The sequence below is a fragment of the Xanthomonas sp. LMG 12460 genome, assembly GCF_009192895.1.
Taxonomy (GTDB): Bacteria; Pseudomonadota; Gammaproteobacteria; order Xanthomonadales; family Xanthomonadaceae; genus Xanthomonas_A; species Xanthomonas_A sontii.
The window spans coordinates 1-20,180 of the sequence record NZ_NKUH01000096.1; the positions used below are offsets into that span (position 1 = coordinate 1).

18 protein-coding genes are annotated in these 20,180 nt (G+C 69.9%); 11 read left to right on the top strand and 7 right to left on the bottom strand.

Features of this window, described 5'->3' with window-relative positions:
• Positions 1-116: 116 nt before the first annotated feature.
• From CEK66_RS17390 to rsgA, 4 genes are all read right to left on the bottom strand, one after another.
• Positions 117-797, bottom strand: coding sequence for a type 1 glutamine amidotransferase domain-containing protein (locus CEK66_RS17390; RefSeq protein WP_152237749.1), 681 nt, complete (start codon positions 795-797; stop codon positions 117-119).
• A 537-nt stretch (positions 798-1,334) separates the two neighbouring features.
• Complete coding sequence (locus tag CEK66_RS17395) at positions 1,335-2,117, bottom strand: hypothetical protein (protein WP_152237750.1); 783 nt, start codon at positions 2,115-2,117, stop codon at positions 1,335-1,337.
• A 282-nt stretch (positions 2,118-2,399) separates the two neighbouring features.
• Complete coding sequence (locus CEK66_RS17400; protein WP_152237751.1) at positions 2,400-3,644, bottom strand: flavohemoglobin expression-modulating QEGLA motif protein; 1,245 nt, start codon at positions 3,642-3,644, stop codon at positions 2,400-2,402.
• Between the two features lie 8 nt (positions 3,645-3,652).
• Positions 3,653-4,765 carry a ribosome small subunit-dependent GTPase A gene (rsgA, locus tag CEK66_RS17405; RefSeq protein WP_152237752.1) on the bottom strand — a complete coding sequence of 371 codons (1,113 nt, stop codon included), beginning with the start codon at positions 4,763-4,765 and terminating at the stop codon, positions 3,653-3,655.
• Between the two features lie 308 nt (positions 4,766-5,073).
• Here rsgA and CEK66_RS17410 point away from each other — a divergent pair, with 308 nt between their 5' ends.
• The 3 genes from CEK66_RS17410 to CEK66_RS17420 all read left to right on the top strand — a co-directional run bounded on the left by CEK66_RS17410 (position 5,074) and on the right by CEK66_RS17420 (position 7,796).
• Complete coding sequence (locus CEK66_RS17410) at positions 5,074-6,351, top strand: pyridoxal phosphate-dependent aminotransferase (RefSeq protein ID WP_017910899.1); 1,278 nt, start codon at positions 5,074-5,076, stop codon at positions 6,349-6,351.
• A gap of 74 nt (positions 6,352-6,425) precedes the next feature.
• Positions 6,426-7,067 (top strand): SGNH/GDSL hydrolase family protein, encoded by a 642-nt coding sequence (locus CEK66_RS17415; protein ID WP_152237753.1) that lies wholly within the window; start codon positions 6,426-6,428, stop codon positions 7,065-7,067.
• Positions 7,068-7,124: 57 nt separating this feature from the next.
• Entirely contained in the window at positions 7,125-7,796 is a 672-nt protein-coding gene (locus CEK66_RS17420) for a methyltransferase domain-containing protein (protein WP_017910897.1), read from the top strand.
• A 682-nt stretch (positions 7,797-8,478) separates the two neighbouring features.
• On the opposite strand, the gene CEK66_RS17430 is transcribed toward CEK66_RS17420, so the two are convergent.
• The gene (locus CEK66_RS17430) at positions 8,479-9,270 is read right to left on the bottom strand and encodes a polysaccharide deacetylase family protein (RefSeq protein WP_193312701.1); all 792 of its coding nucleotides are present in this window, start codon (positions 9,268-9,270) and stop codon (positions 8,479-8,481) included.
• A gap of 43 nt (positions 9,271-9,313) precedes the next feature.
• Here CEK66_RS17430 and grxD point away from each other — a divergent pair, with 43 nt between their 5' ends.
• The gene (gene grxD / locus CEK66_RS17435) at positions 9,314-10,240 is read left to right on the top strand and encodes a Grx4 family monothiol glutaredoxin (RefSeq protein ID WP_152237755.1); all 927 of its coding nucleotides are present in this window, start codon (positions 9,314-9,316) and stop codon (positions 10,238-10,240) included.
• A 578-nt stretch (positions 10,241-10,818) separates the two neighbouring features.
• Here the strand turns inward: grxD and CEK66_RS17440 are convergent.
• Complete coding sequence (locus CEK66_RS17440; protein ID WP_152237756.1) at positions 10,819-11,364, bottom strand: DUF924 family protein; 546 nt, start codon at positions 11,362-11,364, stop codon at positions 10,819-10,821.
• 163 nt (positions 11,365-11,527) lie between these two features.
• Here CEK66_RS17440 and CEK66_RS17445 point away from each other — a divergent pair, with 163 nt between their 5' ends.
• The 4 genes from CEK66_RS17445 (at position 11,528) to CEK66_RS17460 (ending at position 16,801) form a co-directional block, all read left to right on the top strand.
• Positions 11,528-12,928, top strand: a complete 1,401-nt coding sequence (locus CEK66_RS17445; RefSeq protein ID WP_017913208.1) for an amidohydrolase — start codon at positions 11,528-11,530, stop codon at positions 12,926-12,928.
• Positions 12,925-14,214, top strand: coding sequence for an amidohydrolase family protein (locus CEK66_RS17450; protein WP_152237757.1), 1,290 nt, complete (start codon positions 12,925-12,927; stop codon positions 14,212-14,214). Before CEK66_RS17445 ends, CEK66_RS17450 begins: the two co-directional genes overlap by 4 nt.
• A gap of 167 nt (positions 14,215-14,381) precedes the next feature.
• Positions 14,382-15,986 carry a rhamnogalacturonan lyase B N-terminal domain-containing protein gene (locus CEK66_RS17455; protein WP_152237758.1) on the top strand — a complete coding sequence of 535 codons (1,605 nt, stop codon included), beginning with the start codon at positions 14,382-14,384 and terminating at the stop codon, positions 15,984-15,986.
• An 86-nt stretch (positions 15,987-16,072) separates the two neighbouring features.
• Entirely contained in the window at positions 16,073-16,801 is a 729-nt protein-coding gene (locus CEK66_RS17460) for a hypothetical protein (RefSeq protein WP_152237759.1), read from the top strand.
• 34 nt (positions 16,802-16,835) lie between these two features.
• On the opposite strand, the gene CEK66_RS17465 is transcribed toward CEK66_RS17460, so the two are convergent.
• Positions 16,836-17,669 (bottom strand): cellulase, encoded by an 834-nt coding sequence (locus CEK66_RS17465; protein WP_017915849.1) that lies wholly within the window; start codon positions 17,667-17,669, stop codon positions 16,836-16,838.
• A 317-nt stretch (positions 17,670-17,986) separates the two neighbouring features.
• Between CEK66_RS17465 and CEK66_RS17470 the strand changes: the two genes are divergently transcribed.
• From CEK66_RS17470 to CEK66_RS17480, 3 genes are all read left to right on the top strand, one after another.
• Positions 17,987-18,616, top strand: a complete 630-nt coding sequence (locus tag CEK66_RS17470; protein ID WP_150410721.1) for a DsbA family protein — start codon at positions 17,987-17,989, stop codon at positions 18,614-18,616.
• Between the two features lie 47 nt (positions 18,617-18,663).
• Positions 18,664-19,605, top strand: coding sequence for a DegV family protein (locus CEK66_RS17475; RefSeq protein WP_152237760.1), 942 nt, complete (start codon positions 18,664-18,666; stop codon positions 19,603-19,605).
• Positions 19,606-19,686: 81 nt separating this feature from the next.
• Entirely contained in the window at positions 19,687-20,025 is a 339-nt protein-coding gene (locus CEK66_RS17480; RefSeq protein ID WP_193312702.1) for a hypothetical protein, read from the top strand.
• Positions 20,026-20,180 lie beyond the last annotated feature (155 nt).

Consider the following 20,180-nt stretch of genomic DNA (forward strand, 5'->3'; position numbering starts at 1 on the left):
CGGCTGGACTCCGACTCCCCCCCCTCCAAGCACCTGCCCCAAGTGCACAGTAACTGTGGGCTGATCTGAAGCGCCCACGGCATGTCGCTCCACCATGCCGTGGGCGCCAGAGGGAATCAATTATTCAGCATCTCCAACAACGCCTCAGCCGCCGCCTCGGACGAGGCCGGGTTCTGCCCGGTGACCAGGCGGCCGTCCTCGACCACGTGCACGCCCCAGTCGGCGACCTTGCTGTACTGGCCGCCCAGGCGCTGCAGTTCGTCCTCGACCAGGAACGGCACCACGTCGGTCAGGCCCACCGCGGCTTCCTCGCTGTTGGTGAAGCCGGTGACGCGACGGCCCTTCACCAGCGGCGAGCCATCGGCCGCCGTCACCCGGCGCAGCACGCCCGGCGCATGGCAGACGAAGCCGATCGGCTTGTCGGCGCGTGCGAACGCTTCGATCAGGGCGATGGAATCGCGTTCGTCGGCCAGGTCCCAGAGCGGGCCGTGGCCGCCCGGGTAGAACAGCGCGTCGTAGTCGTCCACGCGCACCGATGCCAGCGGATGCGTGCTCGCCAGTTGCTGCTGCGCCGCCGGGTCGCCCTTGAAGCGGCGAGTCGCTTCGGTCTGCGCGTCCGGCGCATCGCTCTTCGGGTCCAGCGGCGGTTGCCCGCCCTTGGGCGACGCCAGGGTCAGTTCGGCACCGGCATCCTTGAACGTGTAGTACGGCGCGGCAAATTCTTCCAGCCAGAAGCCGGTCTTGTGGCCGGTGTCGCCAAGCTGGTCGTGCGACGTCAGCACCATCAGGATCTTCATGCGGATCTCCTTGTGAGGGGAAAGCGGCCATGCGGGGGCAGGCCGGGCGCCGCAGTATCGGCAGCCGTACATTCGCGGCGGGTGAGCATCGCGCACTGCGGTTCAGTTCACACACGCGATCCTGCAAGGCGGCCGAAGCCAGTCGCTACGGTGGCAGCCCAGCCGCTGCGGTGGGTCGCCCATTTTGTAAGAAAGCGGATAGCTGCCAGTTGAGCAGCCTGCGAACCACATGCAGGCGGCCTCCAGACACCAGACGAAGTCGCCCGCGTCCTGGGTCAGTCCATGCGTGTCCGGGCTACGCTGCATGCAGTGCGCGCCCTGTTCGACGTGAAATAGAACTGCAGGCCGAACGGCAGCGCGCCCTGGAATTCGCGGCTACCCAGATCCACCGAATGATGGCGTGGATGCCGATAAGGCGGGCGGCGCGATGCCGATGCGCCGCCACCCCATACGCACGCGACCAGGCATCGAACCCGACGCACTCCAGCGAGACACCAGACCACTCCGGCAACTCCATGGCCGGTATCGACCATGCCACTACTTCTTCACGACGGGGGTTTCCGGGAGACTCTGGACGACGTCACCCTTGTCATCAATAAAATCCAACGATGCCTTTCCAGCAGGCGTGACGGACATGATGATCCTGGGATTTCCTGAATCGTCCGCGAGAATCACAGCAGACGATTTTCCGCGAGTACGCCCGACAAAGAGCCTCTGTGTCTGCTCACCACCCGCGTCCTTCCACTGCTTCAACAGCGCATCCTTCTCCGGCCCATTCGGGGCCGCCAGATACTTTTCATACAGCCCTTCGTACTGCTTGGAAAGTCCGCGATCGAATACGGAAAGGCCGGTTTCCATGAAGCCGCCCTCCTCGTAGTGATGCAGGGCGATTTGCTGATCTCCGCCGAACCGATCCATCGAAAGATGCACGCCGCCACTGGGCTTTCCATCTTGACCGAGACTGCCGTCATAGATGAGCCCACCGACCTCGTCGCCCACGCCGTTATAGAACAGCATTCCGGGCATATTGCTTCTCTCGGTTTTCATGACCTTCCCGCCCATCACCGGATCGGGCAGCAAACCGCGGGCGGCCAACACCATGGACCTGGACCCGTCCTCGTTGACGATATTGATGCGATTGACATCGATCTCGGAAAATACCTGCTTGCTGCCAGCGCCTCGGGCCCCCATCAGCATGAGCGTCAAAGGAAGGGCGAGCGCCACAGCCGAAAAAATCTTCAGAATTCGATTTTGCCTGCGCAACTGCGCGATGACGCCAGCCGCTCCCACGTCCCCACCCCTACCTTCCGTCGTCGACACGCGAGCCTCCTTATTGGCGATAAATGCGCGACCCAGCATAGGCACTTGATTCTTCTCCCTGCAAGCAAGACGGACATGAGCGAACCATCTTTCTTGCCAGAGAAATGCCTCGGACTTCTTTTCGTTTCTTCAAAAAACCAAACGGCCGACAGCCCGCACTACAAGTTTGCGATAGCCACAGGAACACTGCAGTCGCATTAGACGCTTTGGATCGTCCACGCGACTGGTCGCTGCGAATGCCGCCGACCTCCCGCAGCGGCAGCTACTTCCTTCTGGAGCCCCCTACTCCACCTGATCCATGCGAATCCGGTTGGCGAACAGCGAGAACGCCAGCATCCCGGCCAGGCCGCTGGCGCGCGCGACCCACGTCGGCAACCAGCGCGGCGGCGCCAGCACGCCGGACTCGAACAGCGGTGCGAACGCGGCCACGTCCTCCAGCGCCATCTTGCCGGCGAACAGCCAGCGGCACAGCGGCAGCCGGTCGCGCTGCAGCGCCTGGCGGAAGAAGGTGTGCACCGACACCAGCCCGCGCAGGTACACGGTGTCCTTGGTGAACGCGGCGCCGCCTGTGGTAGGCACGCCGCGGAACACGCGCTGCGCCGAGGAGAAGCTCTCCGCAGGCGCCTGCCCGGCCGCATCGAAGTAGCGGAACACCTCGATGAAGTCGGCGCCGTCGCGGGCCAGCGCGATCGCCTCGATGCGCAGGCTGATCCGCTTCATCCGCTCGATGTCGATGCTGCCGGTGATCTGCTCGGCGAAGGTCGCCAGGCCTTCCTGGGTGGCGGTGGTGCGCGGCGAGGACAACGCCAGGCTCGGCAGCTGCGCCTGTTGCCGGCCGTTGAGCGCGGTCAGCGAATGCACCAGCGCCTCGTGGTGGAACAGTTGCGCGCGGTCGTAATCGCTGAAGTGCGCGCCGGAGCGCAGGCGGATGCGCTGCGCGCCGGCGGCGGCCTTGGCCAGCAGGTCCGGATCCAGTTCCACCGTGATCACCCGCGTGCCGAAGAATTCGTCCAGGTCGCGCTGCAACAGCAGGCGCAACGCGGTGGCCGAGACCGGCACCTGCTCCTCGGCCGAGAACAACTCGCGGTCCAGCTCCTGGGCGATGCGGATGAAATGGCCGGCGGCCTCGCGGGTGGTGGGACCGTGGCCGGGCATCGGGTCGTCCGGCACGCCGAACAACTGCGCCGAATACGTGCCCACTGCCGGCGTGCCGAGCACTTCGAGCAGGGCGGCGGCCAGATCCCAGCTGTGCACCGAGGCCTGCAGATAGGCGCCGAGCGGATGTGCCGGATCGGCGGCCTCGGCGATCGCCGCCAGCTCGCGGCGGGTGTCGGCGAAATCCAGCCTGGGGTAGTCCACCTGCGGCAGTTGCGGCTGGCCGCGCGCCACGCTCTCCAGGAACGGCGCCTGCAGCGCCACCGGCCAACTGGCCAGGGCCAGCAGGCGGATGCCGCGCACCGCCTTGACCAGCCGTGCATCGAGCGCGGCATGATGGCGGATCTCAACGGGCAGCGCGCGCTTGGCCACGCCTGGCCTCAGCGGCGCAGGGTGCGCGGTGGCGGACGCTTGCCACCCGGTTTGCCACCGCTGGGCTTGCCGCTGCGGCCGGCGGCCGCGTTCTGCGCCTGACGCTGCGCCAGCTTGCCGGCGGCACCAGCGACCTCGTCGCGCAGCTTCAGGTAGTTGGCCAGGCGCGCCTCCTCGATCTCGCCGCGCTCGATCGCCGCCTGCACCGCGCAGCCCGGCTCGGCCTGATGCGCGCAGTCGTTGAAGCGGCACTGCGCGGCCAGCGCCTCGATGTCGGCGAAACCGCCTTCGGCCAGGTCTTCCTCACCGGTGGGCTTGAGTTCGCGCATGCCGGGGGTGTCGATCAGGCAGGCGCCGGACGGCAACGGCAGCAGCGCGCGATGGGTGGTGGTGTGGCGGCCGCGCGAGTCGGTGGCGCGCACCGCCGCGGTGCGCATCTTCTGCACGCCCAGCAGGGTGTTGGTGAGGGTGGACTTGCCGGCACCGGACGAGCCGACCAGCACCGCGGTCTGCCCCGGCCCCAGCCACGGCCGCAGCGCGTCGACACTGTCGGCTTGGCGGGCGTTGACCGTGAGCAGCGGGATCGCCTGCGCCGCCAGTTCCTCCAGCACCGCCAACGCGTCGTCGGCGTACTCGGTGAGGTCGGCCTTGGTCAGCACCACCACCGGCGCCGCACCGCCGCCGCCCACCAGCAGCAGATAGCGCTCGATCCGGCGCGGATTGAAGTCCGCATCCAGGCCGCAGACGATGAACACCGTGTCGATGTTGGCCGCGATCACCTGCTGGTGATAGTGCTCGCCGGCGGCGCCGCGCTTGATCGCGGTGCGCCGCGGCAGCAAGGCGACGATGCGCGTGTCCTCCAGCAACACCCAGTCGCCGACCGCGGCGCGCTCGTGGCTCGGAAAGCGCGGCCGCTGCCAGTCCGGCAGCGATTCGACCTTGAATCCGGTGTCCACCGCATCGGCGACCACATAACCGGTGCGGTGCTGCTCCACCACCCGCGCCGGCCGCGCCTGCGGATGCGCGTCGAACAGCGCGCGCCAGGCCGGCTCCTCGGGCAATCCGGGCCAGGGCCAGCCGATGGGGCGCAACGCGTCGAAGTCGATCGGGGAGGAGGTCATGGGCGGATTCTAGAGGGTGCGCCGCGCCCAAAGGTGAGCGCAGGGCGGCCACTGGGACACGCGCGGGGCGGCGCCTTGCGTGGTTGGCCCGCGCCGCAGGCGGCGCCCCGGGAGTCGCCAGCAGCGGCGCATGACCCGCGCGACAGGTGTATGGCCGCCACACGGGCCAGCCACGGTGCCTCGTCCAATGCAGCGCCTAGCGTGGCGGCCGGGCGCCGTAGACGACCCGCCACCACGGCGCCCCACCGCCCCGCCGCGGTGTCACATTTCCGCTACCATGCAGGTCCCACGCCCCACCGGCCAATGCGATGCCCACCCTGCCGATCAAGCCGCTCGCGATCCGCGAACGCCTGTCCGAAGTCCGCTACGAGATTCGCGGCGAACTGGCACGGCGAGCCCGCGAGCTGGAGGCCCAGGGGCGCAAACTGATCAAGCTCAACATCGGCAATCCCGGCGCGTTCGGCTTCCGTGCCCCGGAACATCTGCAGCGCGCGATCGCCGACGACATGGGCCGCACCGATCCCTACACCCACCAGCAGGGCCTGCCGGAGGCGCGCGAGGCGATCGCCGCGGCCTACGCCCGGCGCCAGCATCCGGACGCGCACCCGGACCGCATCTTCGTCGGCAACGGCGTCAGCGAGCTGATCGACCTGTCGCTGCGGGCGCTGCTCAACCCGGGCGACGAAGTGCTGGTGCCCTCGCCCGACTACCCGCTGTGGTCGGCCGCCACCATCCTCAACGACGGCCGCCCGGTGTACTACCGCTGCGCGCCGGAGAACGGCTTCCAGCCCGACCCGGTGGAGATCGAGACGCTGGTGTCCTCGCGCACCCGCGCCATCGTGCTGATCAACCCGAACAACCCCAGCGGCGCCAGCTACTCGCGGGCGCTGCTGGAGAAGATCGTCGCCATCGCGGTCAAGCACAACCTGCTGCTGATGGTCGACGAGATCTACGACCAGGTGCTGTACGACGACGCGGAATTCGTGTCGGTGGCACCGCTGGCCGGCGCGCATCCGTGCATCAGCTTCGGCGGCCTGAGCAAGGTGCACCGCGCCTGCGGCTGGCGCGTGGGCTGGGCGCTGCTGTCGGGCGACGCCGAGCGCGTCGGCGATTTCCGCAACGCCATGGACCTGCTCGGCGCGCTGCGCCTGTGCGCCAACGTCCCCGGCCAGTTCGCCATCGATGCTGCGGTCAACGGTCCGGACACGATCTCGCCGTTGTGCGCCCCGGGTGGACGCCTGTACGAAACGCGCCGCGCGGTGCTCGAGGCGTGCGCGGCCAGCGAGCACCTGTCGCTGGTGCAGCCGGCCGGCGCGCTGTACGCGTTCCCGGCCGTGGTCGGCGCCGCCGCGCGCGGCTTCGACGATCACGCCTTCGCCCTGGAGCTGATGGAACAGGAAGGCGTGCTGGTGGTGCCCGGCTCCAGCTTCAACGTGCCCTACCGGCACCATTTCCGCGTCACCCTGCTGCCGGAGGCGGCGACGATGCGCGAGGTGTTCGCGCGCATCGATCGTGTCCTGGCGCGCCGCGCCGAGGATGCCACCAAGGTGGTGCCGCTGAAGCCGCGGGCGGCTGTGGGGCGGTGAGTGGGGAATGGCTAAGCGTGCGCCGTTCCTGGATCGCGTATCCCGGTGATATGGCAGCTGCCGGTTCCGCTTAGATGAGCAAAGGTAGTTTCGCCACGCCCGAGCACACACCGCTGCGCTACCTGGCGCTGGGCGATTCCTACAGCATCGGCGAAGGCGTGGACGCCGACGGACGCTGGCCGATGCAACTGGCCGCGGCGCTTCGCCGCGACGGCATCGCGCTGGCCGATCCGCAGATCGTCGCCACCACCGGCTGGACCACCGACGAACTGGACGCCGGCATCGACGCGGCCGCGCCGCAGGGGCCGTTCGACCTGGTGACGCTGCTGATCGGCGTCAACAACCAGTACCGCGGCTATCCGCTCGACGACTATCGCGCGCAGTTCGACGCGCTGCTGCAGCGTGCGATCGGTTTCGCCGACGCGCGGCCGCAGCGGGTGCTGGCGGTGTCGATCCCGGATTGGGGCGTGACCGCGTTCGCACAGCCGCCCGCCCACGATCCGGCGCGCATCGCCGCGCAGATCGACGCCTTCAACGCCGCCGCGCAGGCCTGCTGCGCCGCGCGCGCGGTGCGCTTCGTCGATATCACCGGCTGCAGCCGCGATGGCGGCGGCGACCCGGCGATGCTGGCCGCGGACGGGCTGCATCCGTCGGCGGCGATGTATGCGCGCTGGACCGCGCGGCTGTTGCCGGCGGCACGCGATGCGTTAGCCTAGCTGGCGTACGCCCGCTGCCAAGGACCGACATTGCGCGACGCCAGCACCACCCAGCCCATGACCCGCCCGCAGGCCCTGGCCATCGCGCGCGCCTTCCTGCCCACGCATCCGCTGGGCAACCGCTACGACTACTACTACACGCGCACCAAGCTGCGCACCGATCCGCTCTACCCCGGCGTGCTCGCCGCGCTGCGCGGCACCGACGCGCCGGTGCTGGACCTGGGCTGCGGGCTGGGCCTGCTCGCGCACGCGCTGCGCGCCGACGGCCAGCGCCAGCGCTACCACGGCGTGGACATCGACGCGGCCAAGATCCGCCGCGCCGGCGCCATCGCCGCCCGCAACGGGCTGCAGGACACGCATTTCGCGGTGGTCGACCTGGGCCAGTCCTGGCCCGAGCACCACGGCAGCGTCGCGATCCTGGACGTGCTGCAGTACCTGGACCGCGACATGCAGTCCAACCTGATCCGCAGCGTGGCGCGCATGCTCACGCCCGGCGCCAAACTGGTGATCCGCAGCGGCCTGGGCGATGCCAGCGGCCGCGGCCGCACCAGCCGCATCACCGACGTGCTCGCGCACCTGGCCGGCTGGATGCAGGAACTGCCCAAGGCCTACCCCACCCGCGACAGCCTGCAGGCCCAGCTCGACGCCGCCGGCCTGCGCGCCAGCTTCGCGCCGTTGTACGGCAACACGCCGTTCAACAACTGGCTGATCGTGGCGGAGCCGCGTTGACGTCGCAGCTGTCGCGAGAACTCCGGGTCTGCACGACCTTCTCGCCGATCGTGGCCCAGCGCGCGCGACAGCGAGCGCCCTCCGCGTCGGCGCGTTCCCCGCTGCAAGCTGCCATGCCGCCGCACAGCGGCATGGAGATGGCCTCCATGCACTGAAGGCTGCAGTGCGCGAAAGACGGCCTCTGGCGGTTCCTGGCGGACGGTTTTCAGATGTGCGATAGTCCGCCCGACCAGCCACGGACTCGGCAGAGGGCCACATGGATGTTGCGCCACTACTGGCAACATTGCGAGGGATCGCTGCGGCTATTCGCTCACCGTCGCGGCGCCAGACCGCGGACGTGCGACGCATCTTCGCGGACCGCACCGAGATGCACCAGTACTTCGACGCGCAGCACGCGGCAGGCTATGACTGCTTCGTCACTCGCCTGCGAGACGGCTGGGAGGTGCGCAGTTACAAGCGCACCAGATGAAAGCGCAGCCAGGCCTTGCGCCATGCTGCCTGCACTACATCTGCACACGCCGGATGGTCATGCCTTCGCCGCATGCGCCGACTACTCCGTGCAGCGAGCGACAGATACCCCTCGGGGGCCTGTCGGCACGCCGCCCCGTGCATGGACATGGCCGCCGCAGCGTATGCGCATCGGCACCACGCCACAGCGCAAGCGGGGGAAGCGCGTCCAGCCTCAGGTCGGGCAGATCGTCTCCAGCCCACGCGCCTGCACAGCCTGCAACACCCCCTCCACGATCGCCGGATTGTGCCCGTGCGCCGCGCCCTCGTGCAGCAGCACGATGGCGCCGGGCTGCAGGTCGCGGGCGATGCGCGCGACGGTGACCGCGGGGTCGCAGCGCACGCCATCGAAGCCGCGCGCGCTCCAGGCCACCCGGGTCAGGCCATGCCGGCGCAGCGGTGCGGCGACGAAGGGATTGGTCATGCCCACCACCGAGCGGTACCAGCGCGGCGCAGTGCCGGCGATCGCGGCCAGGGTCTGCTGCGCCTGGCCGATTTCCTGCGCCATGCGGCGCGGCCCCAGCGCCCAGAACCACGCCTGCGGATGGTGCTGGCTGTGGTTGCCGATGCCGTGGCCGCGGCGCAGGATCTCGCGTACCAGTTGCGGGCGCGCGGCGGCGCGGGCACCGACCAGGAAGAACGTGGCCTTGGCCTGGTGGCGATCGAGCAGGTCCAGGATCGCCATGGTGTCGTCGGAGGGGCCGTCGTCGATGGTCAGCCACACCCGCGGCGCGCTGCCGGGCAGGCGGTCCAGCACCGGCGCGTACAGCCGCGCCCGCGGCAGGAACACCGGCAACACCAGCGCCGCGTGCGACAGCAGCAGCGCCGGCAGGCCGACTGGCCAGCCATACGCCCACCACAGCGCCGCCACCAGCGCCTGCGAGGCCAGCGCCCAGGGCAGCCAGCGGTACGGGTGGCGCGGGATGCGATGCAGCGTTTCCGGAACTGTCATGCCCCATGATGCCATGCGGCGTAGAATGACCGGTCCGACTCTGCGACGACTGCCTGCCATGTCCCTCGACCCCGCCCTGCGCTCCCGTATCGAAACGCTGCTCAGCTCCAACCGCGTCGTGCTGTTCATGAAAGGCCAGCCGAGCATGCCGCAGTGCGGGTTCTCCGCCAAGGCGGTGGGCGCGCTGAACGAGCTCGGCGTCGACTTCGCCCACGTCAACGTGCTGGCCGACCAGGACATCCGCGAGGGCATCAAGGTCTACGGCGACTGGCCGACCATCCCGCAGCTGTACGTGGACGGCGAGCTGATCGGCGGCAGCGACATCATCCTGCAGATGGCCGGCAGCGGCGAGCTGAGCGAACTGCTCGGCGTGGCCGCGCCGGACCGCACACCACCGTCGATCACCATCACCGACGCCGCCGCCGAGATGCTGCGCGGCGCGCTGGCCGACGCCCCGGGCGCGAGCCTGGCGCTGGCGATCGACGCGCAGTTCCAGCCGAACTTCCAGTTGGCGCCGACCGATCCCAACGCCATCGCTGCCGAGTCCAACGGTCTGCGCGTGCAGTTCGACCTGGGCAGCGCGCGCCGCGCCGACGGCATCACCATCGACTGGGTGGACGACATCCGCGGCCGCGGCCTGGCCATCGACAATCCCAATGCGCCCAAGCCGGTGCAGGACCTCAGCCCGCGCGACGCCGACGACCAGGTACGCGCCGGCGGCCTGCTCCTGGTGGACGTGCGTCCGCCGGAAGAGCGCGCGGTGGCAGCGGTCAATGTGCCGTTCCGCACCCTCGACGGCGAGCAGCGCGCGCAACTGGAAGCGCTGCCGAAGGACACCGCCCTGGCCTTCCTGTGCCACCGCGGCGGTCGCAGCGCGCAGGCGGCCGAACATTTCCGCTCGCTTGGCTTCAGCAAGGTGCACAACGTGGTCGGCGGCATCGACGCCTGGACCGACCAGGTCGACGGCAGCGTGCCGAAGTACTGAGTCGGGTACCTCGTGGCTTGCGTCCCGTGCGGACGTGTCGAAAGGGCGATCGAATGATCGCCCTTTTTTGTGCCCGCGCGCCGCGATCGCCACACGCATACGCTCCTACCCTGGGCACACACTCGCCTGGCGTCTTGCGCAAGTGCTGACGGCAGCACCGAAGTCCGGCGCTCCCTGTGGGAGGGACTTCAGTCCCGACTGCAGTGACACCCGATACGCCCGATGGCTTCGCTCGTCGCGGCTGAAGCCGCTCCCACAAGAAGCGAATTCCTTGTTTCTGGTACGCGTACCAGGCGAATGCTGGCGGCCGCGCCAGCAGCCTGATGTCGCCCTGTGGGAAGGACTCCAGTCCCGACTGCAATGAGGTCGAATGCGCCGATGGCTTCGCTCGTCGCGGCTGAAGCCGCCCCCACAAGAAGCGCATTCCTTGTCTCCGGTGCGCGTACCAGGCGAATGCTGGCGGCCGCGCCAGCAGCCTGATGTCGCCCTGTGGGAAAGACTCCAGTCCCGACTGCAATGACATCCGATGCGCCACTGGCTTCGCTGCCATGACGCAGCGAACGCGCAGCCCCTCTCCCTCACCCGGCAAACCCACCCGCATCCAGGAACGCCTGCTCCTCCGGCGTGGTCGTGCGCCCCAGCGCCACATTGCGGTGCGGGAAACGACCGAAGCGCTGGATCACGTCTTCGTGCACCACCGCCCACTGCAGCGACTCCGCATCGCCGAGCGCGCTGAACAGCTCCACCGCCTGGCGCTGCCGCGCCGCGTCCTCGGCATGCGTGTAGGGCAGATAGAAGAACATCCGCAGTTCCGCGTCGGTTTCCTGGTCGAACCCTGCCGCCAGCGCCTGGTCGGCATAGCGGCAGGCCAGGCCGTCGGTGGCGAAGGCGTGCGCGCTGCCGCGGAACACGTTGCGCGGCACCTGGTCGAGCAACAGCAGCAGCGCCAGCGCGCCTTCGGCGTCGGTCAGCCAGTCGCTGTGTTCGCCGCGCGCGGCGGCGTGATGCGCCTCCAGCAGGTGCTGGCGGACATTGGCGTCGAAGGAGTCGTTGGCGGCGAACCAGCGTTCGCGGCCGGCACTGCGCCAGAAGTCCACGACGGTGCGCGCAGGGGTGTCGGTCATTGCGGTGTCCATGGGCGAGAATCGCGCTGCATAACAGGTTCCGCGTCGCGATCCGGTGCAGCCGGGCGCGCCGATGCCGCACCCGCACTTGGCAAGCGCGCCGGCTCGGGCTAGCGTGCGGGCACGGCCGCAAGGGCCGGGTTCATCTTCCGGGGAAAATTCGATGCGTCATCTGTTGCTCGCCTGCCTGGGCGTGGCGTTGTGCGGCCCGGCCGCCGCGGCCTCGCGTTTCGTCGACGATCCCTATCCCAGCACCTATCGCGCGCTGGCGTCGGTGCCGGTGCTGATCGAACACGCCACCGTGCTCACCGGCACCGGCGAGCGCCTGGACGATGCCGACGTGCTGCTGCAGGACGGCCGCGTGCAGGCGGTCGGCCGCGCGCTGGCCGCGCCGGCCAACGCCACCCGCATCGACGGCCACGGCAAGTGGGTGACGCCCGGCATCATCGACGTGCACTCGCACCTGGGCGTGTATCCCAGCCCGGGCGTCAGCGCGCACAGCGACGGCAACGAGGCGACCGCACCGGTGACCCCGAACGTGTGGGCCGAGCATTCGATCTGGCCGCAGGATCCCGGCTTCGGCACCGCGCTGGCCGGCGGCGTCACCGCGCTGCAGGTGCTGCCCGGCTCGGCCAACCTGGTCGGCGGCCGCGGTGTCACCCTCAAGAACGTGCCGGCCACCACCTACCAGGCGATGAAGTTTCCCGGCGCGCCATGGGGCCTGAAGATGGCCTGCGGCGAGAACCCCAAGCGGGTGTACGGCGAGAAGGGCGGCCCGTCCACGCGCATGGGCAACGTCGCCGGCTACCGCGCCGCCTTCATCGACGCCAGCGAATACCTGCGCAAGAACGCGCCCAAGCAGAAGAGCCCGCCCAAGCGCCACTGGTGGAGCCGCGGCAACGGCGACAACGACAGCAGCGGCGACAGCGGCGGCAAGCGCGACCTCAAGCTGGATACCCTGGCCGGCGCCATCAACGGCGACATCCGCGTGCATATCCACTGCTACCGCGCCGACGAAATGACCACCATGCTCGACCTGGCCAAGGAGTTCGGCTTCAAGATCGCCGCCTTCCACCACGGTGTGGAGGCCTACAAGATCGCCGACCGCCTGGCCCAGGAGAACGTCTGCGGCGCGCTGTGGGCCGACTGGTGGGGCTTCAAGATGGAGGCCTTCGACGGCATCCAGGAGAACATCGCCCTGGTCGACCGCCCCGCCAACGGCTGTGCGATCGTGCACTCGGATTCGGAGGAAGGCATCCAGCGGCTCAACCAGGAAGCGGCCAAGGCGATGGCCGCCGGCCGCCGTGCCGGCATGGACATCCCGCCCGAACGCGCCATCCGCTGGCTGACCAGCAACCCGGCCAAGGCGCTGGGCATCGACAGGCAGACCGGTTCGCTGGAGCCGGGCAAGATGGCCGACGTGGTGCTGTGGAACGGCAATCCCTTCAGCTCCTACGCCCTGGCCGACAAGGTCTACATCGACGGCGCGCAGGTCTACGACCGCGCCGACCGCCGCCTGCAACCGACCTCCGATTTCATGCTCGGCCAGGAGGCTGCCCGATGAGCCGCGCCCTGCTCTCGTCCCGTCGCCTGGCGCAGCGCCTGGCCCTGGCCGCCTGCCTGCTGCTCGGCAGCGCGCCCGGGTTCGCCCAGGACGTGCTGATCCGCGGCGCCACCGTGCACACCGCCAGCGCCCGCGGCACCCTCGCCAATGCCGACGTGCTGGTCCAGGGCGGGGTGATCCGCGCGGTCGGCCCCGGCCTGAGCGCGCCGGCCGGCGTCGCCGCGGTCGAGGCCAAGGGCCGGCCGCTGACCCCGGCGCTGTTCGGCGGCATCACCGAGATCGGCATCGAGGAGGTCTCCGGCGAGGCCTCCACCGTCGACAGCACGCTGACCCTGCCGCACGACCAGCCGATGCGCCCGGAGTTCGACGTGACCCTGGCCTACAACCCCGAATCGGTGCTGATCCCGGTCGCACGGGTGGAAGGCATCGGCTTCACCGCGCTCGGCGCCAACACAGGCGGCGCCTTCGTCGCCGGCCAGGGCGCGGTGATGCGCCTGGACGGCGGCGCCGACCCGATCGGCCCGCGCGCGCTGTACCTGCACCTGGGCAGCGATGCGCTGGAACTGAGCGGCAAGTCGCGCGCGGCGCAGTGGATGCTGCTCGACCAGTTGGTGGCCGAAGCGCGCGGGCGCATGCCCGCCGATTCGCCGCATGCGCTGCTGACCCCGGCCGGACGCGCGGTGCTGGCGCGCTATCTCGCCGGCCAGGGCCGCATCGTGGTGACGGTGAACCGCGCGGCAGACATCCGCCAGTTGCTGCGTTGGGCACAGCGCGAGAAGGTGCGCATCGCCATCGCCGGCGGAGACGAGGCCTGGAAGCTGGCGCCGGAACTGGCGAAGGCGCAGGTGCCGGTGTTCGTCAACGCGCTGGACGACCTGCCGGCCAGCTTCGACCAGATCGGCGCCACCCTGGAGAACGCCGCGCGCCTCAACGCCGCCGGCGTGGCGGTGAGCTTCACCCAGGGCGGCGACGGCGCGCACAACGCGCGCAAGCAGCGGCAACTGGCCGGCAACGCGGTCGCGCACGGGCTGCCGTGGGACGCCGCCCTGGCCGGCCTGACCCGGGTCCCGGCCGAGGCCTTCGGCGTGGGCGATCGCCTGGGCAGCATCGCCCCGGGCAAGCTCGCCGACCTGGTGCTGTGGGAAGGCGACCCGCTGGACGTGGCGCACTATGCCGAACAGGTCTGGCTGGGTGGCCGCGCCATCCCGATGCGCTCGCGGCAGACCGAACTGCGCGACCGCTACATGCAGCAGAACGGCGCGCTGCCGAAGGCGTACACGCACTAAACCGCGTCGAGCACGCCGGGACGGCATCGCACTGACGATGCCGTCCCGCCGGTGGCGACGCCCCGCAATGCGCACCTGAGCGCTGCCCCACCGCCGCGCGGAAACGGCATCGCGTCCGCGTCCGCGCGCAGTAGGCTGTGCGCCTCGCTGCCGTCGCCCGCGCCGCCATGCCCTGCTTGCTTCGCCTGCTGCTGTGCTGCCTCGCCCTGTACGCCGCGGCACCCGTGCTGGCAAACGCAGTCGATTTCGGCGTCGCTCGGGTCGGCGATCGCGTCGTCGTCGACAGCGGCGCCGATTTGCAGTTCAGCGTGGACGCCCGCACCGGCGACGTGGTCTCCATGCGCTACCGCGGCGTCGAACTGGAGAGTCCGGAAGCCAAGCACTCGCAGATCGCCTCGGGCCTGGGCAGCGCCCGCGTCGCCGCACGCACTGCCGGCGACACCATCGTGGTCTCGGCCAGCGCTGGCGACCTGGTGCAGTACTACATGGCGCGCAAGGGCCGCGACGCGCTCTACCTGGCCACCTATGCGCCGACCCTGCTGCCGGTCGGCGAACTGCGCTTCATCGCCCGCCTCGACGCAACCAAGCTGCCCGACGCCGAGCGCGAACCGGATTCCAACATCGGCACCGCGATCGAAGGCAAGGACGTATTCCTGCTGCCGGACGGCCGCACCAGCTCCAAGTTCTACTCGGCACGGCGCGCGATCGACGACACCGTGCATGGCGTCAGCGGCCCCGGCCTCGCGGTGCGGATGTGGATGGGCGATCGCGAACACAGCGCGGGCGGGCCGTTCTTCAAGGACATCGCCACGCAGCGGACCGCGCGCACCCACGAGCTGTACAACTACATGTTCTCCAACCACACCCAGACCGAACCCTACCGCGGCGGCCTGCACGGGGTGTACGTGCTGCAGTTCAGCCGCGGCGGCGCGGAAGCGCAGGTGCCGCCGGACCTGCGCTTCGTCGACGCGTCGCTGGGTCTGCAGGGCTTCCTGGGCACGGCGGCGCGCGGCGCGGTGGCCGGCCAGGTCTCCGGCATCGCCGCGGGGCAACCCGCGGTAGTCGCCCTGCGCAACGCGCAGGCGCAGTACTGGGCCAGGGCCGATGCCGACGGCCGCTTCCGCATCGCCGGCATCCGCCCCGGCGCGTACCGTATCGCGCTGTACCAGAACGAGCTGGAGGTGGCCCACGACACCGTGCAGATCGCAGCCGCGGCCACCGCGCAGGCCGAGCTGCACGCGGTGCCGCTGCCGGGCCAGGCGATCTGGCAGATCGGCGATCCCGATGGCACGCCGGCCGGTTTCCGCAACGCCGCGTTGCTGGCGCGCGCGCATCCCTCCGACCGGCGCATGGCGCCATGGGGACCGCTGACCTATCGCGTGGGCCACGACTCTCTCGACGCATTCCCGGCGGCGCAATGGCGCGGCGTCAACACGCCCACGCACATCGCCTTCGTGCTCTCGCCGGGACAGGTCCACGCCTACCGCCTGCGTCTGTTCGTCACCCTGACCCAGGCCGGCGGCCGTCCGCAGCTGCGGGTGAACGATCGCTGGAGCGGACCCGTGCCGCCGCGGCCGGAGCAGCCGGACAGCCGCGGCATCACCCGCGGCACCTACCGCGGCAACAACACCGTCTATCTGTTCGACATTCCGGCCAGCGCGCTGCAGGCAGGCCTCAACACGCTGGACATCGACGTCGCCTCGGGCTCGCCGGACAACGGGTTCCTCGGCCCGGGCATCGTCTTCGACAGCGTGCAATGGCTCGCGCCGTGAGGCGCTGCGGGCAGACGCGCCACACGCGCCGGCGAGGACGTCGCCACGCTGCTACGCTGCGCCCCTGGCCCGACGGAGACATCCCGATGCGCGGTTCGCTGTCCCTCCAGCGCCTGCTGCCGCTGGCGCTGCTGGCCCTCGCCTGCGGCGCCGGCGCCGCGCCGCCCACACCCGGCGTCTATCTCGCCGATGGCGGCGACCGCCTCGATGTGGCGCGCGACGCCGACGGTCTGGGCTTCTCGCTCGACGTCACCGGCGCCAACGGCCATACCTGTGCGCTGGACGGCACGCTGCAGGACGAACTCGGCTTCACCCGCGCGCACGACGACGATCCCGCGTCGCTGTGCCGCACCCGCCTGCACGCCGAGGGCGACGCCATCCGGGTCGAGGCGCTCACGCCCGACAGCTGCCGCGACTACTGCGGCGCACGCGCCTGGTTCGAAGGCGACTACCGACGCGCCGCGCCGGCCTGCGTGCCCGAGGCGGCGGAGGCCACCCGCGCGCGCTTCCTGCGCCAGTACCAGGCCAAGGACTACGCAAACGCCGAACGCACTCTGGCCGCGCTGCTGGACGGCTGCGGCAAGACCCTGTTCTGGCTGGACGCCGCGCAGGTCCGCACCGATCTGGCGCTGACCCAGTATCACCTGGGCGACCGCGCCGGTTGCCTGCGCACGCTGGCACCGGTGCTGGAACGCGCCGGCAGCGGTGCCGAGGACGTGCGCAACAGCCTGCCGCCCAGCGATGCCGACGGGTTCCTGCCGATCGCCCGCGCCGCCTGGCACAACGCGGCACTGTGCAAGGCGCCGCCGCGCTGAGCCAGGCAGGAACGGCGGCGCCCATGCGGCGCCGTCAGTTGGCGCCGATATTGGCCTGGATCCAGGCCCAGCCGTTGCCGCGCACCACCTCGAAACCGGCCTCGACCACGTGCAGGTACATCGCGTTGCTGAAGCGTCCGTCCTGCGCGCGGTGCGTATGCAGCCAGCTCAGGAACGGTTTGATGTCGATGTTGAGATTGCCGTTGCTCGGCAGGGTTGGTTGGCCGGCGGTGTTGTGCGGAATGAAGGTGTAGACGTAGTAGCCGGCAGCGCTGTTCATGCCTTCCCACAGATCGAAGGTGTAGCCGCCGGCGCTGATGACGTTGCTGGCGGTGAGCGTGCCGATCGGGTACGAGTTGTGGCCGCCCCAGATCATCACTTCGGCCTGCGGGATCGCGCTGGAGGACACCGTGCTGTCCCAGCGGAAGAACAGGTCGTAGGCGAAGTCGCCGGCCAGGTTGCTGCCGCCGGACGAGTACGCGAAGGTCGACGGCAAGGATCGCAGCGCCGAGACCTGCCGCGGGAAGGTGCGGTCGGCAGTGGGATTGAAGCCGTAGTGCGAGCCGCGCAGGATCGCCGGATAGCCGTACAGGCTGGCGTTGGGGAAATTGAAGGTCACGGTCATGCTCGGCGTGCTGCCGCTGTGGAACGTGCCCTGGATGACGTTGTTGGGGTCGTTGAAGTTGTTCACCCAGGCGTACTGGTTGCCGTACACCTGGTACGGCCCGGCCAGCGCCATCGGCGCGATGGCGAGCAGGGCGGTGGCGAACAGCGCGCGCAGGGTCCGCGCCCAGCCGCGCGGCGACCTGACGACCGTGGCGGGAAGGCGCGGCGAAGCAGCGGCGGAAACGGAAGCGGAAGCGTGCATGGCGATCTCTCCTGAGCGTGCAGGGGCAGCGAATCTACTGCCGCGGCGGACGCTAGCAAGGTGCGCGTACCACGAGCTATGACAAGACCCGCGCATGCCATGCGCCAGCGCAATAGCGCTACCGCGATCCAGGCCACGGCCGCGCGGCGCTTCACAGATATCGCGTGCCAGCGAGATTTCCGCCACGGCATCGTCTACGCATTGCGGTCGCCGGGCGAACGGTCGGCGGCGACATCTCGCACTGCAGCATGCCGATGTACGCAGTCGCGGCGCGCGCGAGGTCGCGCTAAGCTGATCGGTCATTGCGGAGAAGCACGATGACGCTGCGCTGGTATTTCGATTTCATCTCGCCGTTTTCCTATCTGCACTGGCAGCAGGTGAAAGCGCTTCCGGAGTTCGCCCGGATCCAGCCGGTGCCGATCGTGTTCGGCGCGGTGCTGGCGCAGTTGCAGACGCGCGGGCCGGCCGAGGTGCCGCACAAGCGCGAGTTCACCTATCGCTTCGTGCAGTGGCAGGCGCAGCAGCAAGGCGTGCCGCTGCGCTTCCCGCCGGCACATCCGTTCAACCCGCTGACGGCGCTGCGCCTGTGCATCGCCGCCGGCACCACGCCGCAGGCCATCGATGCGCTCTTCGACTGGCTGTGGCGCGATGGCCACGCGGGCGACGACGCCGCGGCCCTCGCGCCGGTCGGCCAGGCATTGGGGATCGCCGACGTGGCCGCGGCCACCGCCGATGCGCAGGTCAAGGCGCAACTGCGCGCCAACACCGAACAGGCGCTGGCGGCCGGCGTGTTCGGCGTGCCGACCCTGCAGATCGACGACACCCTGCTGTGGGGCAACGACGCGCACCCGCTGATGCGCGCGGTGCTGGCCGACCCGCAACTGCTGCAGCGCGGCGACATGGCGCGCCTGAGCGCGCTGCCGGTCGCGGTGCAGCGCAACGCCTGAGCGGTCGCCATGTCCATCGATCTCCCCAATCACTGGAGTTTCAGCGGATGCGCATCGGCATCGTCGTAGATTCCGCCTGCGATCTGCCGCAGGACTACATCGCCCAGTATGACCTGGTGGTGTTGCCGATCAGCGTGCGCCTCGGCGGCACCGTGCTGGCCGATCAGCGCGACGAAGCGGCGACCCTGGAATTCCTGCACGCGCAGGTCAGCGCGCACGGCGCCGAGGCCGAGACCGTGCCGTACAGCGTGGCGCAGATCCGCGAGCTGTTCCTGAGCCGGCTGGTCATCGACTACGACCACGTGTTCTGCCTGACCATCGCCAAGACCCGCAGCCCGATCCACGATCACGCGCAGCAGGCCGGCTTCGCCATCCTCAACGACTACAAGCCGATCCGTCAGGCAGCCGGCCACGCCTCGCCGTTCGCGCTGCGGGTGATCGACACCGGCAACCTGTTCGCCGCACAGGCGGTGATCGCCGTCGAGGCGGTGCGGTTGCGTGCCGACGGTGCCGGCGTGCAGGCCATCCGCGAGCGGCTGGAGACGCTGGCCGAGCACACCCACGGCTACATGATCGCGCGCGACCTGTACTACCTGCGCAGCCGCGCGCGCAGCAAGGGCGACCGCAGCGTCGGCCTGCTCAGCGCCGCGCTCGGCTCGGCCCTGGACATCAAGCCGGTGCTGCACTGCCACCGTGGCGAGACCGCGCCGGTGGCCAAGCTCAAGGGCTTCGACCACGCCGTGCAGACCCTGTTCGGCCTGGCCGCCAAGCGCGTGGCCGCCGGGTTGATGACGCCCACGCTGTGCCTGAGCTATGGCGGCGAGCTGGCGGAACTGCGCGCCCTGCCCGGCTACGCGGCGCTGCGCCAGGCCTGCGACGGCCACGGCGTAGAGCTGCTGGAGAGCGTGATGAGCCTGACCGGCATGGTCAACGTCGGCAAGGGCGCGCTGGTGCTGGGCTTCGCCGGGGAGGCGCTGCACTTCGGCTGATCGCCCGCGGGCCGCGTCGACGGCGGGTCGCTGCCGGCTCTGCTAGGCTGCGCCGCTTCGTACCGCCCACAAGAGATGCCCATGGCCGTCACCTACTCGATCAGCCTGCCCGATCCCGCCCGTGCCCGCGGCAGCAACCCGTCGCTGAGCTTCACTGCGCACGGCGCCGACGCCTTCGCCGAACAACTGCAGGCCGCGCTGAGCGACCCGGCCTGGTTCGAGCGCTGGCGCGCGCTGCAGCCGGAGCCGGACGAGGTCGATCCGGCCCTGGGCGTGACCGATCCGGCGGCACGGGTGACCGGCCGCCAGGACGATCTGCGCATCGATCTGTCCGCCACCACCAGCATCCCCGGCGACATCCTCAAGCAGCGCCTGCGCCTGCTGGCTGGCAGCGGCTGGGAACTGCGCGACGTGCGCTGAGCCGAACGGCACGGCCGCCGCGCTGCGGTGGCCGATGCGTCTGCTGCGCCGCTGCTAGGCTGTATCGACATTCATTTCAGCCACATTGGGATAGAGGCCAGATACAGGAAAGCCAAGAAATGAGTTGGCTTGCGATCGAAGCGCGTGGCGATGAG

Excerpts from the sequence above, each read along its gene's own strand:
- CEK66_RS17415 (WP_152237753.1), top strand. The coding sequence starts at position 6,426 with ATGAGCAAAGGTAGTTTCGCCACGCCCGAGCACACACCGCTGCGCTAC.
- grxD (WP_152237755.1), top strand. The coding sequence starts at position 9,314 with ATGTCCCTCGACCCCGCCCTGCGCTCCCGTATCGAAACGCTGCTCAGC.
- CEK66_RS17465 (WP_017915849.1), bottom strand. The coding sequence starts at position 17,669 with ATGCACGCTTCCGCTTCCGTTTCCGCCGCTGCTTCGCCGCGCCTTCCC.
- CEK66_RS17430 (WP_193312701.1), bottom strand. The coding sequence starts at position 9,270 with ATGGCATCATGGGGCATGACAGTTCCGGAAACGCTGCATCGCATCCCG.
- CEK66_RS17470 (WP_150410721.1), top strand. The coding sequence starts at position 17,987 with ATGACGCTGCGCTGGTATTTCGATTTCATCTCGCCGTTTTCCTATCTG.
- CEK66_RS17475 (WP_152237760.1), top strand. The coding sequence starts at position 18,664 with ATGCGCATCGGCATCGTCGTAGATTCCGCCTGCGATCTGCCGCAGGAC.
- CEK66_RS17455 (WP_152237758.1), top strand. The coding sequence starts at position 14,382 with ATGCCCTGCTTGCTTCGCCTGCTGCTGTGCTGCCTCGCCCTGTACGCC.
- CEK66_RS17445 (WP_017913208.1), top strand. The coding sequence starts at position 11,528 with ATGCGTCATCTGTTGCTCGCCTGCCTGGGCGTGGCGTTGTGCGGCCCG.
- CEK66_RS17410 (WP_017910899.1), top strand. The coding sequence starts at position 5,074 with ATGCCCACCCTGCCGATCAAGCCGCTCGCGATCCGCGAACGCCTGTCC.
- rsgA (WP_152237752.1), bottom strand. The coding sequence starts at position 4,765 with ATGACCTCCTCCCCGATCGACTTCGACGCGTTGCGCCCCATCGGCTGG.
- CEK66_RS17420 (WP_017910897.1), top strand. The coding sequence starts at position 7,125 with ATGACCCGCCCGCAGGCCCTGGCCATCGCGCGCGCCTTCCTGCCCACG.
- CEK66_RS17390 (WP_152237749.1), bottom strand. The coding sequence starts at position 797 with ATGAAGATCCTGATGGTGCTGACGTCGCACGACCAGCTTGGCGACACC.
- CEK66_RS17440 (WP_152237756.1), bottom strand. The coding sequence starts at position 11,364 with ATGACCGACACCCCTGCGCGCACCGTCGTGGACTTCTGGCGCAGTGCC.
- CEK66_RS17450 (WP_152237757.1), top strand. The coding sequence starts at position 12,925 with ATGAGCCGCGCCCTGCTCTCGTCCCGTCGCCTGGCGCAGCGCCTGGCC.
- CEK66_RS17480 (WP_193312702.1), top strand. The coding sequence starts at position 19,687 with ATGGCCGTCACCTACTCGATCAGCCTGCCCGATCCCGCCCGTGCCCGC.
- CEK66_RS17460 (WP_152237759.1), top strand. The coding sequence starts at position 16,073 with ATGCGCGGTTCGCTGTCCCTCCAGCGCCTGCTGCCGCTGGCGCTGCTG.